This is a genomic window from Brenneria rubrifaciens, from assembly GCF_005484945.1.
Classification (GTDB): domain Bacteria; phylum Pseudomonadota; class Gammaproteobacteria; order Enterobacterales; family Enterobacteriaceae; genus Brenneria; species Brenneria rubrifaciens.
Genome location: NZ_CP034035.1, coordinates 1,264,346 through 1,285,313 on the forward strand (window position 1 = coordinate 1,264,346; position 20,968 = coordinate 1,285,313).

13 protein-coding genes and 3 pseudogenes are annotated in these 20,968 nt (G+C 51.3%); 10 read left to right on the forward strand and 6 right to left on the reverse strand.

What is annotated here, in order from left to right; genetic code table 11:
• Positions 1-125: 125 nt before the first annotated feature.
• Positions 126-389, reverse strand: coding sequence for a hypothetical protein (locus EH207_RS18100; protein ID WP_175413646.1), 264 nt, complete (start codon positions 387-389; stop codon positions 126-128).
• Between the two features lie 60 nt (positions 390-449).
• On the opposite strand from EH207_RS18100, the gene EH207_RS05910 reads away from it, so the two are divergent.
• From EH207_RS05910 to EH207_RS05920, 3 genes are read left to right on the forward strand one after another with little or no spacing between them, the layout of a single operon-like run.
• The gene (locus EH207_RS05910) at positions 450-1,127 is read left to right on the forward strand and encodes a YjbF family lipoprotein (RefSeq protein WP_175413647.1); all 678 of its coding nucleotides are present in this window, start codon (positions 450-452) and stop codon (positions 1,125-1,127) included.
• A 9-nt stretch (positions 1,128-1,136) separates the two neighbouring features.
• Positions 1,137-1,916: a capsule biosynthesis GfcC family protein gene (locus EH207_RS05915; protein WP_137713156.1), complete on the forward strand. Its 780-nt coding sequence runs from the start codon at positions 1,137-1,139 to the stop codon at positions 1,914-1,916.
• Complete coding sequence (locus EH207_RS05920; RefSeq protein ID WP_137713157.1) at positions 1,916-4,045, forward strand: YjbH domain-containing protein; 2,130 nt, start codon at positions 1,916-1,918, stop codon at positions 4,043-4,045. The genes EH207_RS05915 and EH207_RS05920 overlap by 1 nt, the downstream gene beginning before the upstream one ends.
• A 321-nt stretch (positions 4,046-4,366) precedes the next feature.
• Here EH207_RS05920 and EH207_RS18105 read toward each other — a convergent pair whose 3' ends face one another.
• Complete coding sequence (locus tag EH207_RS18105; protein WP_175413648.1) at positions 4,367-4,522, reverse strand: hypothetical protein; 156 nt, start codon at positions 4,520-4,522, stop codon at positions 4,367-4,369.
• A gap of 9 nt (positions 4,523-4,531) precedes the next feature.
• A pseudogene (locus EH207_RS05925) lies at positions 4,532-4,730 on the reverse strand (IS1-like element transposase); the annotation flags it as partial.
• A gap of 204 nt (positions 4,731-4,934) precedes the next feature.
• Between EH207_RS05925 and EH207_RS05930 the strand changes: the two are divergent.
• The gene (locus tag EH207_RS05930) at positions 4,935-5,615 is read left to right on the forward strand and encodes a hypothetical protein (protein WP_137713158.1); all 681 of its coding nucleotides are present in this window, start codon (positions 4,935-4,937) and stop codon (positions 5,613-5,615) included.
• Positions 5,616-5,845: 230 nt separating this feature from the next.
• Here EH207_RS05930 and cho read toward each other — a convergent pair whose 3' ends face one another.
• Positions 5,846-6,718 carry an excinuclease Cho gene (cho, locus tag EH207_RS05935; protein WP_137713159.1) on the reverse strand — a complete coding sequence of 291 codons (873 nt, stop codon included), beginning with the start codon at positions 6,716-6,718 and terminating at the stop codon, positions 5,846-5,848.
• Positions 6,719-7,029: 311 nt separating this feature from the next.
• Here cho and EH207_RS05940 point away from each other — a divergent pair, with 311 nt between their 5' ends.
• Positions 7,030-10,632: an AAA domain-containing protein gene (locus EH207_RS05940; protein ID WP_137713160.1), complete on the forward strand. Its 3,603-nt coding sequence runs from the start codon at positions 7,030-7,032 to the stop codon at positions 10,630-10,632.
• A gap of 364 nt (positions 10,633-10,996) precedes the next feature.
• On the opposite strand, the pseudogene EH207_RS05945 reads toward EH207_RS05940, so the two are convergent.
• Together EH207_RS05945 and EH207_RS18340 are read right to left on the reverse strand one after the other, a co-directional pair.
• Positions 10,997-11,231: pseudogene (locus EH207_RS05945) on the reverse strand (IS1 family transposase); the annotation flags it as partial.
• A gap of 71 nt (positions 11,232-11,302) precedes the next feature.
• Positions 11,303-11,417, reverse strand: a pseudogene (locus tag EH207_RS18340) (Arm DNA-binding domain-containing protein); the annotation flags it as partial.
• A gap of 663 nt (positions 11,418-12,080) precedes the next feature.
• Here EH207_RS18340 and EH207_RS05955 point away from each other — a divergent pair.
• The 5 genes from EH207_RS05955 to EH207_RS05975 are packed head-to-tail and all read left to right on the forward strand — an operon-like array spanning position 12,081 to position 20,961.
• A complete protein-coding gene (locus tag EH207_RS05955) occupies positions 12,081-14,675 on the forward strand; it encodes a type I restriction-modification system subunit M (RefSeq protein WP_137713161.1) in 2,595 nt (864 codons plus the stop codon).
• Positions 14,668-15,939 (forward strand): restriction endonuclease subunit S, encoded by a 1,272-nt coding sequence (locus tag EH207_RS05960; RefSeq protein ID WP_137713162.1) that lies wholly within the window; start codon positions 14,668-14,670, stop codon positions 15,937-15,939. The genes EH207_RS05955 and EH207_RS05960 overlap by 8 nt, the downstream gene beginning before the upstream one ends.
• The gene (locus tag EH207_RS05965; RefSeq protein WP_137713163.1) at positions 15,936-16,991 is read left to right on the forward strand and encodes a PDDEXK nuclease domain-containing protein; all 1,056 of its coding nucleotides are present in this window, start codon (positions 15,936-15,938) and stop codon (positions 16,989-16,991) included. Before EH207_RS05960 ends, EH207_RS05965 begins: the two co-directional genes overlap by 4 nt.
• Entirely contained in the window at positions 16,988-20,251 is a 3,264-nt protein-coding gene (locus tag EH207_RS05970) for a type I restriction endonuclease subunit R (RefSeq protein WP_137713164.1), read from the forward strand. Before EH207_RS05965 ends, EH207_RS05970 begins: the two co-directional genes overlap by 4 nt.
• Complete coding sequence (locus EH207_RS05975) at positions 20,248-20,961, forward strand: M48 family metallopeptidase (protein WP_246048943.1); 714 nt, start codon at positions 20,248-20,250, stop codon at positions 20,959-20,961. The genes EH207_RS05970 and EH207_RS05975 overlap by 4 nt, the downstream gene beginning before the upstream one ends.
• The last annotated feature ends 7 nt before the right edge of the window (positions 20,962-20,968 follow it).

Below are 20,968 nucleotides of genomic sequence, written 5' to 3' on the forward strand. Positions count from 1 at the left end.
GACCGAAATGAAGGACGGGGTATGGTCGAATCGGCGATATCCCACCCTGAAGTACTCCATGTTCAAAAAAGGAAATCGCAATGAAGAAAACGTTAATTACACTGGCTGCGGTATTAGCCATGTCGTCAAATGCGTTTGCTGTTGATGAAGTGACCAGCGGTACCACTGCTGCTGGCACTACAGCGACCATCACCACAGGTGCCGGCGCTGCCGGTGCTGCTGGCGCTGGTGTAGCAGCAGGCTCTACTGGTCTGGTTGCAGTAGGCGTGGCCGCGGCTATAGCGGCGGGTGTCGCTGTTGCTGTTGCCGACGACAACGATAATGGCGGTACTGGTACAAGCACGAGCACGACGACCACCAGCACCGCTGGTTGATATCGTCTTAATCACAAGGCCACTTCGGTGGCCTTTCTTTTTCAGGGTCAAGCTGTTCAGCGGGAATTTCATTCAATGACCAAAATAAAACGAATGGCAAAAATGAATGTGCTGATTGCCATGCCTCTTGCTTCAATTCTCTTGACCGGTTGTTCCCAAAAAATGGATTCGTTGAGCAAAACGGCCAAGCTGGCCTTTCTGGGGCAGGATGATACCCATGTCACTGCCAGACAAGTTGAAAACACGCCTTATGCTTCCGCCTATTTAAAAGTTGGCAACGCGCCGCAGGCGTTCGTGGTGCTGGCGTTTGCTGAGCAGCAGCAACTGAAATGGATTGCCGCGGACAAAAATATGGCGGTTACCCAGCATGGCAGGTTGGTCAAGACGCAGGGATTCGGTGAAGATATTACCCACGTCAGTAACCTTGAACGGGACCCGCTGGCAGCGGGATTGCTGAAATCAACCACGCCAATGACCTGGCAGAGCCGTTTTGAGTGGGCGCAGGTGTTCCGGGGCGGCTATGAGGTCACGTCGGTGTTTCGTTCCCGCGGTAAAGAAACGCTAACCATACTGGATCAACCGCGTGAATTGATGCGTTTTGATGAACAGGTTACCGTGCCTGCATTGAATGATAGCTACACCAATAGCTACTGGATTGAACCGTCGAACGGACAGGTTGTACAGAGCTATCAATATATGGGGCCGGGCATGGCGCTGGTGAAGTTCACCGTATTAAAACCCTACGTACAATAAGGGGCTTGAATGTTGGCACTCACTCGTATGGCTACCTTGTTGCTGCTGGTTTCCGGTGCGGCGACAGCCGCTCAGTTAACGGTCAAGGCTCCTCAGCAGACCATTGCGGTAGTAAAGCTGGAAGATGGCGCACGTCTCGAAAAATTCTATGAGCAGGTGGCTTTTCCTCAAAATGTAAACTGGCAGGCGGCGTTGATGTCGGATTATGCCACTACGCAGAAAACGTATCAGCAGGGCGATAGGCTACGAACAAAGCTGGCCGAGCTGGAAACGCGTTGGCGTAATTCCGGCGATGGCGACCTGGCGATATCAGCGTGGTTGCTGCGCAAAACGCTGGAGCCGATCGATGTCGCCGGGCGAATTCACACCGATCTCGATCCCGATCGCGTGCGGGTTTATCTGAAAGAGAACCGCCCGCTGGTGGGAGAATATGCGCTGTATGTTCCTCTACGTACCGATACGATTTCCCTGATGGGTTTGCTGAATACCTCAGCCGATGTCGGCGAATTGGAAACTTCGGGGCGCGTCCCGCTCCGGTCAGGGTGGTCGGTTGAAGACTATGTCGCCAATCGACGACTGCTGGCCGGTGCGGATAAAAGTTTCGGCTATTTGATTGGGGGCAATGGTGCATGGCGGAAAGTGCCGCTGGCGCTGTGGAACCGCCAACATATTGAGCCCGCCGCGGGAGAAACGCTGTTTATTGGTTTTGATCCGTCAACGTTACCGGGTGATATGGCTTCACTAAACGATCAGCTTGCTGACTATCTTGCTAACCGGATCCCATTCTGATGACAAAAAACAGAAACTTTAAACTAGGCTGTCTGTCGTTGGCAATTGGCAGCATTTTGAGTGCGCAGGTCATGGCCGCAGATTCGGCAAATGGCAGCGAAACTAACCAGAATACCCGTTTTAAGCCAGCGGGCGTCTCACAGTCCGATTTCGGCGGAACCGGTTTATTGCAAATGCCGACCGCGCGCATGGCGGAAACCGGGGAGTTCAGCGTGAACTACCGTGATAACGATGAGTATCGCCGCTATTCGGTTTCGCTACAGTTGTTCGACTGGCTGGAAACCACGGTGCGCTATACGGACATCCGTACGCGTCCTTATAGCAATAATATTAACTTCAGCGGTGATCAGACCTATAAAGACAAAGGGTTTGATCTGAAAGCGCGTCTGTGGCAGGAGAGCTATTGGCTGCCCGATGTCTCTGTGGGATTGCGTGATATAGCCGGAACGGGATTATTCGACAGCGAATATCTGGTGGCCAGCAAACGGCTGGGACCGCTTGATTTCACCTTCGGCATGGGCTGGGGGAATATGGCTGAAAGCGGCAATGTTAGAAACCCGGCCTGTTCGCTGTCTGACAGTTTCTGTGCCCGTACTGCCAATACTGATACCGGCAAGTTTGAAGTGAAGAATTTTTTCCACGGCCCGGCGGCGTTGTTCGCGGGTATCGAATACCAAACGCCGTGGGACCCGCTGCGTCTGAAGCTGGAATATGACGCTAACGACTATAGCAATGAAGCCGCCGATCGCGGTCGTAGAGATAAGATTACGCGAGACTCGCCCCTTAACGTCGGGATGGTCTATCGCGTAGGCGATGTGCTGGACACCTCGCTTTCCTGGCAGCGCGGTAATACCCTGATGTGGGGTTTAACCTTGAGAACCAATTTTGACACACTGAAACCCACCTATCTGGACGATGCGCCTCCGGTTTACGCGCCCGTGCGGGACGGCAAAGAAACCAACTGGCGGCAGGTGGCAAAAGAGCTGGACGATAAGGCCGGGTATAGCGAAGCGGATATTTACGCCGATCAACGCCAGGTAACGGTGGTGGCCCGGCAGGATAAATATCGCGATAACGATGAGGCTTCTCTGCGCGCGGCCACGGTACTGGCAAACCATGTACCGGAGGGCGTCGGTGAATATCACATCGTGCAGCGCAGCGAGCGTTTACCCATCGCCAGTACGCAGGTGGATGCCAGGGCATTCCATCAGGTACAGCAGGCCACAACGCCATTGGGGCAGGCTGAGCCGCAAACGCATCGCGCGGAGCCTGTAGCGCAAGCGCGTGGTCAGCAGGTATTGCATACTGAACCGAAGCGTTTCTCCTACTCGATTGACCCGGCGCTGAACCAATCGATTGGCGGGCCTGAATCGTTCTATATGTATCAGGTCGCCCTAAAAGGGAATGTCGATTACCGGTTGACGGACCACTGGTCGGTCGGCGGAACGGTATCGCTCAATTTGTTGGATAACTATGATAAGTTCAACTATAAAGCGCCGCCTGCGGACGGTGCCGCGTTGCCGCGCGTCAGAACCTGGATCAGGGAATATGTCACCTCTTCCGACCTACTGCTTACCAACCTGCAATTAACCCGTATGGATAATCCGTCGCGGGATTGGTACACCCAGGTGTATGGCGGTTATCTGGAAATGATGTATGCGGGTGTCGGCTCCGAAGTCTTGTATCGTCCCTATGGCAAAAGCTGGGCGCTGGGTCTGGACGTCAACTACGTGAAGCAGCGTGACTGGAACGACATCATGAAAATGGCCGACTACGATGTGGTGACCGGGCATCTGACCGCTTACTGGGAATTGCCGTTTGTGGAAGGCGCGGTGGCGAAAGTGAGCGTTGGACGTTATCTGGCGGGGGATAAAGGGGTAACGCTCGATCTGTCCCGCCGCTTTGACAGCGGTATTATCGCCGGTGCGTTTGCCACTAAAACGGACGTCAGTTCCAGCGAGTACGGGGAGGGTAGCTTTACAAAAGGCTTCTATATCTCAGTACCGTTTGATTTGTTGTTCACCGAACCTACCGTGAAGCGCGGTGCCATTGGATGGGTGCCGTTGACGCGTGACGGTGGACAGATGCTGCAACGCCGCACTACGCTGTATGGCGTGACGGAAAAATAATGTAATCGTCCGATATCTGGCGTCGTGACGCAAGGCTCTTTATTCTGTCGGTTTGCACACCCGGGATGAAGAGCTTTTTTTTGCCCGTTTCCGTCTGTTACGTCAATCGAGACGCGTTTAAGCGAGCGTTTTGAGGCGGATTCGCAAAAATTTTCACACGGATAATGCGGGATGAAACGAATGATTAAGGAAGAGGTTTTGATTGCGACAGCAATCAGTAGGTGAGTCTAACTAATGGTTTTTTGACCCTCCTTTCGGGACGATTCTGCATTCTTTACCCTTGCGCGCCGCTTTATGATGGCGTCTGCAACAAGGTGCCTATCACTCGACGGTTGAGCGGCAGGGACTGGCGTTTAGGAACCTGCGTTTTTGTCCTTTCGGCTCGGGTGACAGTGTAGCCAGTTGCTGCTCGATATCGGCGGCATCAACCTCGATATCTTCATCGAACAACCCGTGCTGCTGCTTGTTATTACCCACAAATGGTCACATTTCATCGGCTTCGCAGATAAGCTAAATTTGTATGTTATCCAGAGAAGTTAAGGTTAGGCATCGTGGCGAGCGTTTTTAGCGTGCGTTCCACGGCATCAATGCTGATATGCAGCGCACCTGCGGTATCGCGAATACCGGCATTGTTCATCGCAAACTCCACTGTCTGCTCTTTTATGCCGGGTTGACAGGCGTGATGTCAGGCCATCCAGATTGTGCCATGAGCAGGGGGTAAAATTCTCTGCTGGAAAAAACGCGATTTACAGCTAATTCCACTATTTATGCGTCGCGGTCGTAAACAGTTATCTTTTGTTGATGGCATTTTCAGATGATTCTATGGAACCGAAACTTGACGAAATGCCACGAAGTAAACCTGGATAAAACCTAAAATGAGATGAATTAAATGTTTAACCGAGTAGCCTCTACAAGCAATACACCATCAATATCTGATGAAGAGAAACCATTGCAAGAGATGATTGATACTATATTCAACGCCATCAACCCCTTGCAGATAGATAAAGATAGCGGCATCGAACAGCCATTATCACAACTAACCGATTTGCTTAATGGCCGTCTAGGTTTGAAATATGCGGCGGCGTTGAAAGATAAGCTACTCCATACTTACTCAGAGGGGATAAAGTTCATAGATAATGATATCGGCATCATTATTAACGTCATAGACGACATCTCCGGGCCTGGAAATTTTTCATTAAAAGATAGTGTCAAGGAACAAACCCTTAAAGCGATCCAAACCTGTTTGCCCTCTTTTTCTTATGATGACTTCTCTATTTCCGATGAAAGGGATAAAAATAGAGAGTCGATTAATTTTAATCGATTACTGCCTACCGTCGGCATGGCGTCTCAGAATTATGGCTACCTGGGCAAAAAATTGCTTTTAGAGGGAACAAAGCAGATTTTACAAGGCAGCAAGCAGGATGAGCGCTATGAAAAATTTAAAACCGTCATCTTCAACACCGAACCTAATAATGATTCCGTAGAATCCACCCTCATTGATTATTATATGGACTATAATTTGCGTTTTGGCGATCAGTTAGACGAACCCTTGGATGAAAATAGACCGTAATAACCGGAAGTGTGGCCTTACTGTACTATTTCTCCGTGTTCACGATCTGCATCCGTACCTGATAATTTATACTCACTTCACGGGCTGTTTAAGCCCGCCGTCCGGGGGGGACATTCCAGATGGAGGGCGTGAGTAACCGAGATAAAACTGCCTGTACCGCAACCGCTGATATCGTCACAGATCGCGGCTGATATCGGCTAATCATTGAGTGTTGCTCACAGGCATGCGATTCACGTTTTGTCGCAAAGATCTATAATCTCACAGTCACCGCTAATGACTGGTTTACAAAGAATTTTATAGCCGTTACTGTCGAAACCCGGCGCAGCAATCATTAACTTTCTTGCCTCATCCAGACTGTTTACCGCACCAAGCCATAGCCAGTGATGAATAATATGATACTGCGTCATATCAGGCCCCTGTTCTCGCAAAGCGATCGGGCCATTCCACCTCCAGCACACCACTCTGCTTTGCTCAAGCGCTGAAATCAGACGCTGGTGATGCGCAGCCAGGCTTTCTTTGCCACAACAGGCGCCAGCACAACGTTTCAGTGCCGAACGAAAGCAGGGACGCCCCCGACTCAATGGCTCCAGCCCTAATAACCCATAACAGAGTTGATATTGATCAGCGATTGATTGCAGCGATTGCAGTGCTGCTCGCCGGTTGGCGAAGAGCCCAAACAAATCCGACTTTTGGTCAAAATCCACCTCTTTGGCGTAAACCACTTCAGGCTTATCCCCCTTAAGCTGCAATGCACAAAGCTGCTTGTTGCGGCGCAGGCGTTTATTAAATAGCGGTTGCAGCTTTTTAATCAATTGCGCTTCCAGCAACAAGGCCCCTACTTCTCCTGCGGTTCTAATAAAGCTGATACGCCTGGCCTGGCGCAGCATCGCTGCTTCATCTGGGGTTCGCAAATGCGAAAGCACCCGGCTGCGAATATTCACGCTTTTACCAATGTAGAGCGGCAGGGTTTCACTCTCCCCATGAAACACATAAACCCCTGGCAAAGAGGGTAAATCATCAAGGTATTGGCGGAGGTGCTCTGGATATTGATAAATTGCTGCCGCTTCAAATTCTAGCCTGGGCGCGGCGATGCGTCTGACCAATTAAATACCCTCGTACTGATTTTTTATACAGTATAGCGCCGTTAAATGAAGTTTCAAATGACCACAACGAGAACGCCACTCCACAGCAGGTGGTTTCACAGCTCTTTATAATCCTCTGGACGGGAGGGAGGCAGAGGTAACCGGCCCAACCCCTGGGGCAGTTCAGCAATTAAACAATGGTGGTGGATTAAACCGGTTTACCGGTTCCCCGCTGGCAGTGAGGAGCGAGCATGGGCTAAAGCCCTGGCACCTATGTTATTCTGTTTATGTCAATTTCAAAGGACATGGACTGATAAGGCGTATCCAGAATAATGAAAAGTTCTTCTAAAGTTATCCTCTCCGCATGGCAAGATTATTTGAAATGCAGTGGCGCAGAGAGGAGTAAAGTACCAGCCAGTAAGGTGCATGAAGATCATCAGCTCGCGCTCGGTAAAGAAAACTGTGAGGAGCGTCAGAACGGCGTATCACTGCACATCCCCCCCCAAATGCGTGAAAACTGGCGAAGGCGTTTCGTCAAGTATGGTGATAAGGGTGAGATTACCCATATTGAACCCGTCAATCTGCTGTTTCCGCTGCTACGCTGTATCGAGTATGAACGTGGCAAAGCCAACGTGAAATACTTGCCGCTGTTCTCTTTCCCTCTGCCAAAATCGCTGTTTGAACAAAATAGTCTCTCTTTACTCCTACCGGTCAAAGACGGTCAACAGGTAAGCGCGTTGCCATTCGCTTTCCGGGAGATGTTTGGCATTCAGTTGGCAGAGCTGGGTGAAAATCGCCATATGATGAGCATCGTTAGCGCGCTGACCGGTTGCAAATATGACACCTTCGTCCAGGCGTTAGAAGCGCTTCAATACTGGGTAGCAGAGCAATCGGGCAATAAACACCAGGGGCTGGAAACAGCGTTCAACGCCCTTGTTGCGCCGCTACATAACGAAGATTACAACTTGAAGCGCGACGCTGAAGATTTCAGTTGGCTGTGTGACAGTGCCAAAGGCGAGTTCCCACTACTGGAGCAGTACCTCAACCATGTTCATAGCGAGGAAAATGCCCCGGACAGGTATGAGCTGGTAACCGGCGGCCTGTTTGAGACGCGTCATCCGCTGGGTCACGGACAGATGGAGGCGATTCAGGCGATTAATCAGGATGAAACGCTGATCGCGGTACAGGGTGCGCCCGGAACGGGTAAAACTACGTTGTTTAAATCGCTGATCGCCCAGCAGTTAGTGGCCCGCGCGTTGGCCATCGCCGATGGAAATGACCGCAACCTCGGTATGCTGGTGACTTCGACCGCAATTAAAGCGGTGGAGAATATCATTGACGATCTGCGTAGCGACCCCGTTACCCGACAGCTTGACTGGCTCTGGTTTCACGGCGGCTCAAAGGATCAGGTACAGAATGAGCTTGCCCGGCTCGATCAACTCATCAGCCGCTGGCGGCAGGAGAGTTATGATGAACAGAGCCAGCGTGGTTGTTTAGATGTGTTGATCGAACATCGCGCCAGTCTGGATGTTCACTATCGGGCGTACTTGCAAGATAAGGCTGAGGCGCAGCAGTCCGTTGTCAGTTGCGGGCTGGAGACCACGGCAGTACAACAGCTCCCAGGGCGTTTCGCTGCGAAACTTACCGCGTTTGCCACCCACGCGCAGCATCAGGGCGTTGACGCCTCACTGGATCACCCCGACGACCTTGACGACTTCGCCTGCCAGTTGGAGCAGCGCCTGCATGGGTTACGCCAGCAAAAAGCGCGGCGTCAACAGGCCGGGAAAATTTGTCAAACCCTTCGGGCGACCTGGCCGTTGCCGCATAATGTGCAGCAAATCCTGGCCTGGATGGATTCACCACTCCGCCCTGCGCTTGAGTGCCATTACCGTGACTATCCACGTAGCGGAATCAAGCGTTATCTGGCCCGTTTGTTCGAAAGAAAATACCCGGCGCGCTTGCGGCAGATGCGCGCCGCCGCGCCGGAGGATTTTCAGCATTTTAATCTTGCCGCACAGTCCCATCGGCAGTTGGCGGCACTGGCGGATGCCGGAGAAGCGTTGTCGCAACAGCCGGACGGTCTTCAACTGCTGACACTGCTCCTGCACCCTGAACCTGATGTGCAGCAAGAAGATCGCCTACAAAACCTCAGTATCGAAGTTGCAGAACTTCAGGCGCAGTGGCGTAAAGTCTTGCATGCACAGCAGGCGGTGGCCCAGCATCAGCAGCGCTATCCCGAAGGCAACTGGTGCGACATTCTGCGTAAACGCTTCATCGGACAGCACCGTGCGATGTTTGAAGCGGCGATTGGCTATCTTTGGCAGGAGCAGTTGAAGCGAAAATGCGAGCTGGAAGAGGTGCTGAATCACTGGCGGGCGTTGGTCAGCGGACGCCAAAGCGCGGGTTACTATCGCTGGCTGGATAAGCTGGATGAATTCTATTGCGCGCTGTCGCTGGTGTATCCGGTGATGGCGACCACGCTGGTATCCGCCTGGAAGATGGCGGGATATCGCAAGCTGGATCAACTCAAGGGGCACAAGCCCTGGCATCTGGCCCTGTGTGATGAGGCAGGCATGATTTCGGTTGAATCGCTGGTTCCGCTGCTGTGCCGCAGCGAGAAAGCGATGATAGTCGGCGATCCGTTGCAAATCGAGCCGATCCGTAATCTCTCTGAAAACCTACAAGCGCAACTGCGAGAGCGCCACTTTGCAGACAACAACACGCTGTATGAGCGGGTTTCGCCCGCTACCGTCACCGGTTGGCACCGCGCCGCTGGCACGCTTTCAGGCCGGGTGGATGAGATTGGCAGCGGCATTATTCTTGATGAGCATCGGCGATGCCAGAAGCCGATCGCCGATCTCTTTATCCGGCTGGCCGGCTATCGTGGCGTGACGGTGGAAACCACGCCGCCTGCCGAACGCATCGCCAAAGCCTTTGAGAAAGCGGGCGGACATCATTTAATGTTCTACAGCGTTGAAGGTCGGAAAGGTGACGTGGTTAACACCAACCTTGACGAAGTCGATGCCATTGAGCAGTTGCTGGATAAGTTGGAAGAAGCGGGCTATGACTTGACCACAGATATCGGTATCGTCACTCCCTACACCAACCAGAAAGCATTGCTGATCAAGCGCCTCGCTGAGCGCATGAATCATTGGCGGAAAAACTGTATCGGCACTGTGCATCAGTTCCAGGGCGTCGGTTTTGAGGTCATCATTTATAGCTCGGTGATTTTTCATCCCCTTGATTACACCAGTTTTCAAAATGACTCGCCTAACCTACTGAACGTAGTCGTTTCACGCGCCAAACAGCAATTTATCGTCGTCGGCAATCATCACCGGCTGCGACAGGCGGGCAACTATCTCAAGGTGCTCGCCGACAGCGTTGCAGAAGATTTTCTTCTTGAGCAGGGCAGCCAGCATCCGCAGTTTGCCAGCCTGAGCCAGACGCCGCGTTTGCAGCGTTACTATCGAGACTGCGAACATATTGCCGCATTTAGCGCGCTGGCGGCGCAAAGTGAACAGGAGATGATTGTGATAACGCCGTGGATCCGACGGGGCGGTAAACGGTATCAGCGACCTGAACTGGCGCAACTGGTGGCTACGCAGCAGCGCGGTGTGAGAGTAAGGGTTTATTACGGTTATTATCATCAACGCTTAGATCGTGCTGATGATAATGACGAGGCGCTGGTTGCCGAGTATTGCGAACGACTTGGAAAAGAGAACGTGATCCGTCTGATGGAAGGCACCCACGAAAAAGTGCTGATGATCGATGGCCGCTACGTTGTCCTCGGCAGTTGGAACTGGCTTTCCCACGGTTACCACGATAGCTGTCAGCGCAGCGAGCCGTTGAGTAATGCCATTCGTCATGAGATAAGCGCTGAACTGGATGACGTTTCGCTTGTAAATGAACTTAGAGAACGTCTGGGGCTGGATTAATTTCAGCGTTCAGCGAGGTCCCCCCCGCGAGCGGACTACCTCCGCTCCGGTGGATTTATTCACATCCGCCCTCTTTATAATAGGTTCTAGGCACATCAACGAAGGGTTATTGAGTCAGGTTTCCAACGGGTAATTTTCAGTGGGGTTCCTCTTGTTGCCTCACTAACCGTCTGACGAATCGCCATTTTCCCTTTAACCTGATGTGGTGTTATTGCCCCTGTTTGTGACAAATCCGTTTCAATGGAGCAACCCGTACCAGGTGCTATCTGCTGCGCTGTCTCATCAAAGCGGGAAAAGCAATATCGTCATCACCTGATATACCGCATTTCCCTTGTACGGCACGACCATTTGATGGCTGACTGGTTTATGACTTAAATGTGTTGTAATGGCGTTTTTCAATGTAAGCATCGATGACTTTTCATCTATTTCAAATGAACGGGAAAAGCAGACTGTTTTCCTTGCCGGACGTTTAATGTGAATGCATAAATTATGGCGTGCCACTCAATTCGCTGCGTGAATATCTTACCTGTCAGGTGTTTTTCTGACGCTATTTCTCGTGTGTAGCTGCCCCAGTCATCGGTGGTGAAAAAACCAATATGTGCTGACACTATCGGCAGGCAACTTCAAGAGTGACTGTCATAAAACGTATCCTTGAAAGTGAAAACTTTATCAAGGACCAGAGACGTGAACCAGTAGGATTAACGTGATACACCGTGTGAATCGGATAGTTTTATGGGGGTAACGGGAGGTTTTAAGTTGCGGATTTTAGTGTCGTTAAGGGAAATATGCGGGTCACTCCTTTATCGAACCGGGAAGACCCCAAATCTGACCACCATTTTTCCCCGATGCGGAGGGAAAACTAGAAACATATCGGGAAGGAATTTCACGCTAACCTGTTGAATCAATGTACAAATAAAGATTCGTAAAGACGCATGAAAACAGGAAAATGGCTCCTCTGACTGGGATCGCCTTTGCCAGTAACTGGCTAATAAGTAAGCTATCTCAGGAGGGCTGTCCTGTCAAGACCACCAGAGTGACCCCCAAATTGAACGATGTTTATACGGCAAGAGTGCGGCAAGTAAAGGGGTATGAGATGAGGTACTTATCAAGCGTTGGTCGATCAACACGCCAGGCGGCTTAAAAGCAAGATCTCTCTAACCGTACCCTCGTCATCAAGTTGTCAGGCTGATACAATTCAGGGCATCGTTTAGTGCAACCAAACCATCCGTCAGTAAGAGTCGCATCTCCGTAAACGCCATAAATACAGTGTTTCATATCCTTCCCTGAGGCAGGGCAATGGTCGAACCGAACGTCAAAAATAGCGACCATGATTTTGCTGGCAGCTATGAAAAATGGGATCAAAACCTGTCTCATTGCGCTTGTGACCGACTTTCTGATGGCGTTGGGTTAATCCCAGCGACAATTAAATCCGAGGAACAGATCCAACAATGCCGTCCCCTAAACTTACACTAGCCCGCCTTGAAAGCCTGCTGTTGACCGCGTGTGATGATCTGCGCGGCAATATGGACGCCAGTGAATACAAGGAATACATATTTGGTATGTTGTTCCTTAAGCGCGCCAGCGACCTGTTCGATCAGCGTCGTGAAGAAATCAGAAAAGAAGGTAAAGCTGCTGGCTTGTCTGAAGCTGACATCACCCTCAATCTGGAAGATCCGGACCAGTATTTCGGCAAATACTTTTACGTTCCGCCGCGTGCGCGCTGGAACGACCCCTGGATAAATGCAGCGGGCAAGCCTCAACCTGCACTAAAACACGTCAAAGACAACGTGGGCTCCGCGCTTACCAAAGCTTTGGAGGAACTGGAAGACTGTAACACTGACGCCCTGCAGGATGTGCTTAAGGGCACCATCAACTTCAACCGCAAGATTGGCCAGAACACACTTGATGACGATACCCTGGTTGATTTTATCCAGAACTTCGAAAAGATTCCGCTTCGGGATGATGATTTTGAATTCCCTGACCTGCTCGGTGCTGCCTATGAATGGCTTATTAAGCACTTCGCCGATTCAGCAGGCAAGAAGGCGGGTGAGTTCTACACTCCGGCAGAGGTGGTGCGCATCTGCGTCGAGATTTGTGACCCACAGGCAGGAATGAGCGTCTACGATCCGACGGTAGGCTCGGGTGGTATGTTGATTCAGGCGCGCGATTATCTGCGTGAGTGTGGTGCAGATGCCAGCGAACTGTCGCTTAACGGACAGGAAAAGATGGGCACTACATGGTCTATCTGCAAGATGAATATGCTGTTGCACGGAATCTCGCACGCCGATATCCGTAACGCCGATACGCTTGTTGACCCGCGGCATAAAGCGGAAAATAACGAACTCAGGCGCTTTGACCGCGTGCTGGCTAATCCCCCTTTCAGCCAGAACTACGTGCGCAGCCAGTCTAAAGATGATGGCACGGGGACCAAGAAAAAAGTCCCCATCGCCTACCCTGGCCGTTTCCACGTATGGATGCCGGAAAAAGGTAAAAAAGCCGATCTGATGTTCGTACAGCACATGTTAGCAGTGCTCAAAAGCGATGGACGTATGGCCACCGTGATGCCGCATGGCGTACTGTTCCGCGGCGGAGAGGAGCGCGAGGCGCGCCAGTATTTTATTGAGCGCGGCTATCTTGAAGCTGTGATCGGTCTGCCTGGCAATCTGTTTTACGGTACCGGTATCCCAGCCTGCATTCTGGTACTCAACAAGGCGGGTGCAGCAGAGCGTAAGCATGTGCTGTTTATTAACGCCGATCGCGAATACCGTGAAGGCAAGGCGCAGAATCACCTGCGACCGGAAGATATCGACAAAATTGTTCAGGCTTATCGTGCCGGGCAAGATATCCCGGCCTACGCTAAACGCGTGGGGATAGCGGATATCGAGGCCGAGGACTACAACTGCAACATCCGTCGCTATGTTGATAACGCTCCGCCGCCAGAACCGCATGATGTACGTGCTCATCTGAACGGTGGCGTACCAGTCAGCGAAGTGAATGCCCTTGGCCATTTCTGGCTGAACTATGTTGGTCTGCGGGAGAGCTGCTTTGTGCCGCGTGCCGACAGCGAGTTTTCAGGCAATGGAGCGGTGGCTTACGTCGATTTTTCATCAGCGTTGCAAGACAAACGTGCTATCGCCGAACATATTAATATCCATCCTGGCGTTTCGGAGCGACAAGCGCAATTTATGGCCGGGCTGCAAAGCTGGTGGCAGCTATACCTTCCCGTGGTTGAAGCGCTGGCGCCCGATGCGAATAACCAACAGGCCAAGGCCACCAATGTGTATCAGATGCGTGCCACTCTGCTCGACAGCATTGAACGCACCTTTGCCAGTCAGCATCTGCTCAATCACTATCAGGTGCGGGGCGCCTTCGCCAACTACTTCAAACTGCTTGCCTCTGATTTTAAATCTATCGCTGCCAGTGGCTGGGGCCCTGAGCTGATCCCCGATCAGGACATCCTTCAAAGTCAGTTCCCGCAGGTGCTGACTGAGCTGGAGCAGCAATATGCCCGTCTGGCTGAACTGCAGGCGTTGTTTGCCGCTGCAGGCGAAGAGGACTTTGAAGATAATGATGATACTGGCGTACTGCCTGCCGACGAAGTTAAGGCCCTGAAAGCCAGCCTTAAAGAAGCCAGGGGTATGGTGAAACTTGCTAGGCGCGATAGCGCCTTTGGTAACTGGCAAAGCCACCAGCAGGAGGTAGCTCGTATTGAAGCGCAATTGGCCCGACATAAGGCTCTGGAAGACGAAGCAAAATCACTGAAGGTAGCGATTAAATCCACCGAGTCGAAAAAGTATGAACTGGTTGAGCAAGCGCGTCTGAATATCAGTAAAGATGACGCGAAGAAGGTTATTGTCGAACGATTAGGCAACGCGCTATTTGACAGTTATCGCCAGTATTTGCGTGCCGATCAACGTGCCTGCATTGCAGCGATCGAAAATCTGTGGAGTAAGTACGCGGTCACGGCTAAGCAGATTGAGGCCGAGCGTGATGAGGCAGCCAAAGCCTTGCAGGCGTTTTTGGTGGAGTTGGGTTATGAGTGAATGGATTGAAAAGCCGTTGTCTGAGCTAGTGACTTTTCAAAAGGGCAGGAAGGTTGATACTTCCGCCTTTGCAAACGAAGGCTTCGCCGCATATTTGGGAGCATCTGGCATTGAAGGTGGTCATGACGGATTTGCTGCGACTCAACACGGGGTAATTGCTAAAAGAACTGACACGCTAATGTTGTGGGATGGTGAAAGATCTGGCTTGGTCGGGTTTGACAAGGAAGGTGTAGTTGCCTCTACAGTATCAAAACTTACTCCAAACGAGCAAATCGACCCGCAATACCTGTTTTTTGTTCTGTCTGATCGATTTGGTTGGATTCAGCACCGTCGAACAGGTACGGGGGTTCCTCACGTACCAAAGGATCTTGGAAGAATCCTGAAGTTGCGCTATCCAAAAGCGTTATCAGTTCAGTCAAAAATTGCAGCTATTCTTACTACCAATGATATTGCTATCGAAAAAACCAAAGCCCTAGTTGCCAAATATAAGCAAATTAAAACGGGTCTTATGCACGATCTGTTTACCCGAGGCGTATTACCCAACGGCCAACTTCGCCCCTCGCGCAGTCAGGCACCTGGGATGTATCGAGAGACAGAGATCGGATGGGTTCCGAAAGAGTGGAAGGTTTCAATTCTCGAAGAATTACTCGCACCACTACCAAACAATATCCGCAGCGGACCCTTTGGTAGTGCCTTACTTAAACATGAACTGGTTGAGGATGGCATTCCATTCTTAGGTATCGATAATGTTCATGTAGAGCGCTTTGAACCTGAGTTTCGTCGGTTTGTAAGTGAACAAAAATTTAAAGAGTTAGCCAAGTACAGAGTTCGTCCTCGTGATGTTGTCATCACGATTATGGGAACTGTCGGTAGATGCTGTGTCATTCCAGATAATCTTGAACTTGGGCTCTCTTCCAAGCACCTTTGGACGATGACATTTGATCTTGAGAAAGCTATTCCTGAATTGATCTGCTGGCAGCTTAACCATTCAGCATGGGCCAAAGCGTGGTTTCGCCGTGCAATGCAAGGGGGGATAATGGATGCAATTCAGTCTAGCACCTTAAAGACTCTACATTTGCCAATTCCAGATCTTAACGAGCAAACATTAATTTATGCTCGATATATCAAGGTTTCAGCGCAAATTCAGCAGGAAAGTTTGCTACTAGAAAAGCTCAGAAAACAAAAAATCGGCCTGATGCAAGATCTACTCACCGGCAAAGTGCCTGTACATGTTAAGGAACCAAACACTGAGGTAACGGCATGACATCAGAGCGCCCGGTTTCGATGACCCCAGAACCCAGCGGCTACGCCGACTGGCTGGCCGACCTGAAGGGGCGTATCCATAGCGCCCAGCAGCGTGCCACGCTGGCGGTCAACCGGGAACTGGTGGGACTGTATTGGCAGATAGGTCGGGACATCCTTAGCCGACAGGCTGATCAAGGCTGGGGGGCGAAAGTCATTGAACGGCTGGCGCATGACCTACGCACAGCCTTTCCGGAAATGAAGGGATTCTCAACGCGTAACCTCAAGTATATGCGCGCTTTTGCCGAAGCTTGGCCGGATGCGGAATTTGTGCAAGCGGTACTTGCACAATTGCCTTGGTATCACCAACTGGCCCTGCTGGACAAACTTAATCGCCCGGAAGATCGCCGTTGGTATGCCGCCAAAGCTATTGAGCATAACTGGTCGCGTAATGTGCTGGTAATGCAAATTGAAAGTCGCCTGTTAGAGCGTAGCGGCAGTGCGATAACCAACTTTGATGTCAGCTTGCCTCAGGCGCAGTCTGACCTGGCGCGTGAATCACTGAAAGACCCATACCGATTTGATTTCCTTGGGCTAACTGAGGAAGCACAGGAACGTGAAGTGGAAAACGCCTTGGTAAAGCATGTGACCGAGTTTCTGCTGGAGCTTGGTGCGGGCTTTGCCTTTGTCGGGCGACAGGTGTTGCTGGATGTAGGCGGTGACGAGTTCTTTATCGACCTGCTGTTCTACCATCTCAGGTTACGTTGCTATGTGGTAATCGAACTCAAAGGCGGTAAGTTCAAACCGGAGCATCTTGGGCAATTGGGATTCTATCTGACGGCGGTGGATAGGCAGGTGAAAGACGAGCAGGATAACCCGACAATTGGTCTTTTGCTCTGTAAGAGCAAAAACAAAGTCGTTGCCGAATATGCCTTAGGGGATAAGTCCCAGCCTATGGGCATTGCTGAATACAAGTTAGTTGAATCCCTCCCAGTGGAGCTGCAAACCAGCTTACCGAGCATTGAGCAGTTGGAGCGAGAGTTGGCAGGAGATACAGAAGAGGACTCTGTATGAGCGAATACAGCGAAGTTGAAAAGCCTTTTCTGAACCAACTGGGTGAGCAGGGCTGGACGGTGATCGACCAGGGCTGCGGTATTCCACAGCAGGCGGGCCCCAGCTTGCGCAACAACTTTCGCCAGTGGCTTTTACCTGAAATCTTCGACAAGGCTGTTCGAGCCATCAACCGTACTGACGATAACTGCGAATGGTTAACGGACAGACAACTGGAAGAGTTGCGCGGCCAACTGCTGCGTCAGCCCAATCTTACTCTGCTGGAGGCTAATGAAGCCGTGCAGGCGCTGCTATTCAAGGCGCAGACTGACAGCAACGAACTGACTGGTGAAACTGACCCGGTGGTGCGTCTGATTGATTTTCACACCCCAGCGAACAATCAGTTTCATGCCGTTAACCAATTCCGCATTGACACGCCGGGCTGTGTGAAGGCATTTATCATTCCCGATATTGTGTTGTTCGTGAATGGCATCCCGCTGGTGGTGGTGGAATGCAAGAAAGGTTCGGAAACCTGTGCTAACCCGATGCAGGAAGCCTTTGTGCAGTTGCAGCGCTATATGGGGCGACGCAAGGAAACTGCAAACGTGGGCCTGAAAGAAGGTGAGCCGCGACTTTTTTACAGTAACCTGCTGCTGATTCGCAGTTGCGGCCTGGAGGCGGACTACGGCAGCATCACCTCTGGCGAAGAACATTACTACGCTTGGAAAACGATCTACCCGCAAGATGATGCCGCCCGTGAGGGCATGAATGCCCAGCAGCAACTGATTGCCGGGATGCTGAATAAAACCAATCTGCTACAGATTTTGCGTACCAGTGCGGTGTTTATGGATACCGACGGTGGGCCGCGCGTTAAAGTGGTGTGCCGTTATCAGCAGTTTCGTGCTTCGGGCAAGATTATCGAACGCCTGCGTCAGGGCGATACATCGTTGGAGCGTAGCGGTGTGGTATGGCATACCCAAGGCTCAGGCAAGTCGTTGACCATGGTTTTTTTGGCCCGAACGATCCGTGCCAGTCTCGACCTGAGCGATTACAAGCTGGTTCTGGTGAATGACCGACAGGATTTGGAAGAACAGTTGTGCAACACCGCTACCCTGATCGGCGGGCGGGTGAATGTGATTGAAAGCCGCCAGGGCTTGCGTGCACATCTTGCCACTGATAGCTCGGACGTTAGCATGGTCATGGTGCACAAGTTTCAGGAGCAAAAACAGACGTTGACTAATGTAGTCGCCGAGGCGCTGGGTACTTATCTGGCCATGCCCGCAGGTAAGACCTTTGGCGTGGTGAACAGCTCTGAACGCATCATTTTGATGATTGATGAGGCTCACCGTACGCAAAGTTCGGACCTAGGTGATAACCTGTTTGAGGCCTTTCCCAATGCGGCCCGGATTGCATTCACTGGCACGCCCTTGATTACCGATCGTCATGGCGAAAAGAAAACCCATAAGCGTTTTGGCGAGTACATCGATACCTACCGGCTGATGGATGCGGTGAACGATGGCGCTACGCTACAAATCCTCTATGAGGGCAAAACCGCTGACAGTGCGCTGAACGAGAAGCATGCTTTTGATACGGCGTTTGAAGATTTATTCAAAGACCGCAGTGATGAGGAGTTGCTGGCGATCAAGAAAAAATACGGCGCTACCGGCGATATTCTGGAGGCAGAAAACCGTATCAACGCCATTGCTCGCGATTTGGTTGCGCACTATGTGGACAACATCCTGCCAAACGGCTTTAAGGCACAGGTGGTGTGCCATTCGAAGCTGGCCTGTGTGCGTTACCGCAACGGTATTGAAGCGGCATTGGCTGAAAGAATAACCAAGGAAGAAGGGCTGACTCTGCCAGATACAGCGTTGATTGAGCGTCTGCGTTTTCTGAAAACTGCGGTGGTTATCTCCAGCGATGGCACTAATGAAGCGGCCTTTATCACGTATGCGCGCAAACAGGCGCAGCGCATGAATGCGGTGGAGAACTTTTGCCGTAGTTTCGATCTGAATGATCCCGACAAAGCAAATACCGGCATTGCCTTTCTGATTGTGTGCGACATGCTGTTAACGGGCTTTGATGCGCCGATTGAGCAGGTGATGTATATCGATAAAAAGTTACGCGAGCACAGTTTGCTACAAGCTATCGCGCGGACCAACCGTGTGAAAAAGGGAAAACAGCGGGGATATATCGTTGATTATATCGGTCTGGCCAATCACCTGACAGAGGCGCTTACACTGTACGCCGCCAGTGATGAGTTGCAGGAACTGCACGATGGAATGCAGAATATCACGTCAGAATTGCCGGTGCTGGACGAACGCTATCAGCGGTTGCTGCAACATTTCAGCGCCCTGGGAATCAGGCAGATTAGGGCCTTTGTTAATGGTGAGTTATCTCATTTGGATGCCGAGGCCGCCGTCGTGCACCAGGCGGTCAAGGCCCTGAAAGATGAGAAAAAACGTGCAGACTTCGAGGTCTACCTCAAAAAGTTTCTGATGAGTCTGGATATCATCCTGCCGCATCACTCTGCCCAGGCCTATCGTGTACCTGCAAAACGGTTCGGCTACATTTTGCAGGTCGCCAGAGAGCGTTATAAGGACACCAGTCTTGACCTTGGTAGCGCAGGTGAAAAGGTTAAGGCCCTGATTAATGAGCATCTGATCAGTCTTGGTATCAACCCGAAGGTGCCACCGGTAGAGTTGTTATCAGAAGACTTTCTCGAGAAGCTGGCCAGCCATGCCGGGCAGAACAGTGAAGCCAAAGCGAGCGAGATGGAACATGCTATCCGCAAGCACTGTACCGTCCACCACGATGAGGATCCGGCCTTCTATAAGAGCCTGTCTGAAAAGGTGAACGCGCTGATCGAGAAGCACCACGACGAATGGGAATTGCTGGCTGAAAAATTGACTGATCTACGCAAGGAGGCTATTGCAGGTCGGCAGCAAGGTGAAGAGGGGATGAGTAAAGAAGTGACCACTTTTTATCAGCACATTGTTCAGCTTGGCTTTGCCAGCGGTACTGTTAATGATGCGGATAAGCCTGCGTTCAAAGCGTTGATGAGTACCTCGGTGACAATACTGCAAGAAAGCATCGCGAGCATCGACTTTTGGCTGAACCCTGACAAACAAAAGCGTGTGCGTGGTTTGATTAAAACCGAGATCGCCAGGACCGGAATCGAGGAGTTGAAGCTGAATCGTGAGCGAGTGGCCGTGGAAATCATGAAACTGGCTAAAAATCGCCATAATGAACTGATTAACATGGTACGGACGGAGGATGCATGATGCAACGCCGGCAGGTTCGCGATATTGAATATCAATTATTGCCAGGAAGCGATCGTCAGACTACCGACATTGTGATTGAACGCAACGGTGCTATTACCGTGCGGCCTCCCCTGCGAATGACACCTGAGCAGGTAGATGAAACTGTGTTCAGCAAGCGCATGTGGATTTACCGAAATCTGGCTGAGTGGCGCGATCTTAATGCTACACGAGTAGTGCGTGAATGGGTTAACGGTGAGACTTTTCTCTATCTGGGAAGCGGCTACCGACTTCAGTTAATCGCCGGACAAATTGATGATCTCAAACTTAAGGATGGCCGCTTCTGCATGCGGCGCGAGATTATCGAAGAGGAGGAGGGCTATTCCGCGGCTCATCAGGCGTTCGTACTTTTTTATCAAATGAAAGGTTTACCTCGTATCCGCAGTCGAGTGGCTTGGTTTGCAGCCAAAGTAGGTGTGAATCCCGGTACAGTACAAATTAAGGATCTGGGTTACCGCTGGGCTTCATGCGGCACGAACGGCGATCTCCATTTCCACTGGAAATGCCTGATGGCGCCGCTAAGCGTCATTGACTATATCATCGTCCACGAGCTTTGCCATCTGCGTTATCGGGATCACTCGGAAGCGTTCTGGAACGAGGTGGACAAGGTATTGCCGGATTATCGCGAAAGAAAAGAGTGGCTCAGAGGCCGTGGGGCTGGATTGGATCTGTGAGAAACTA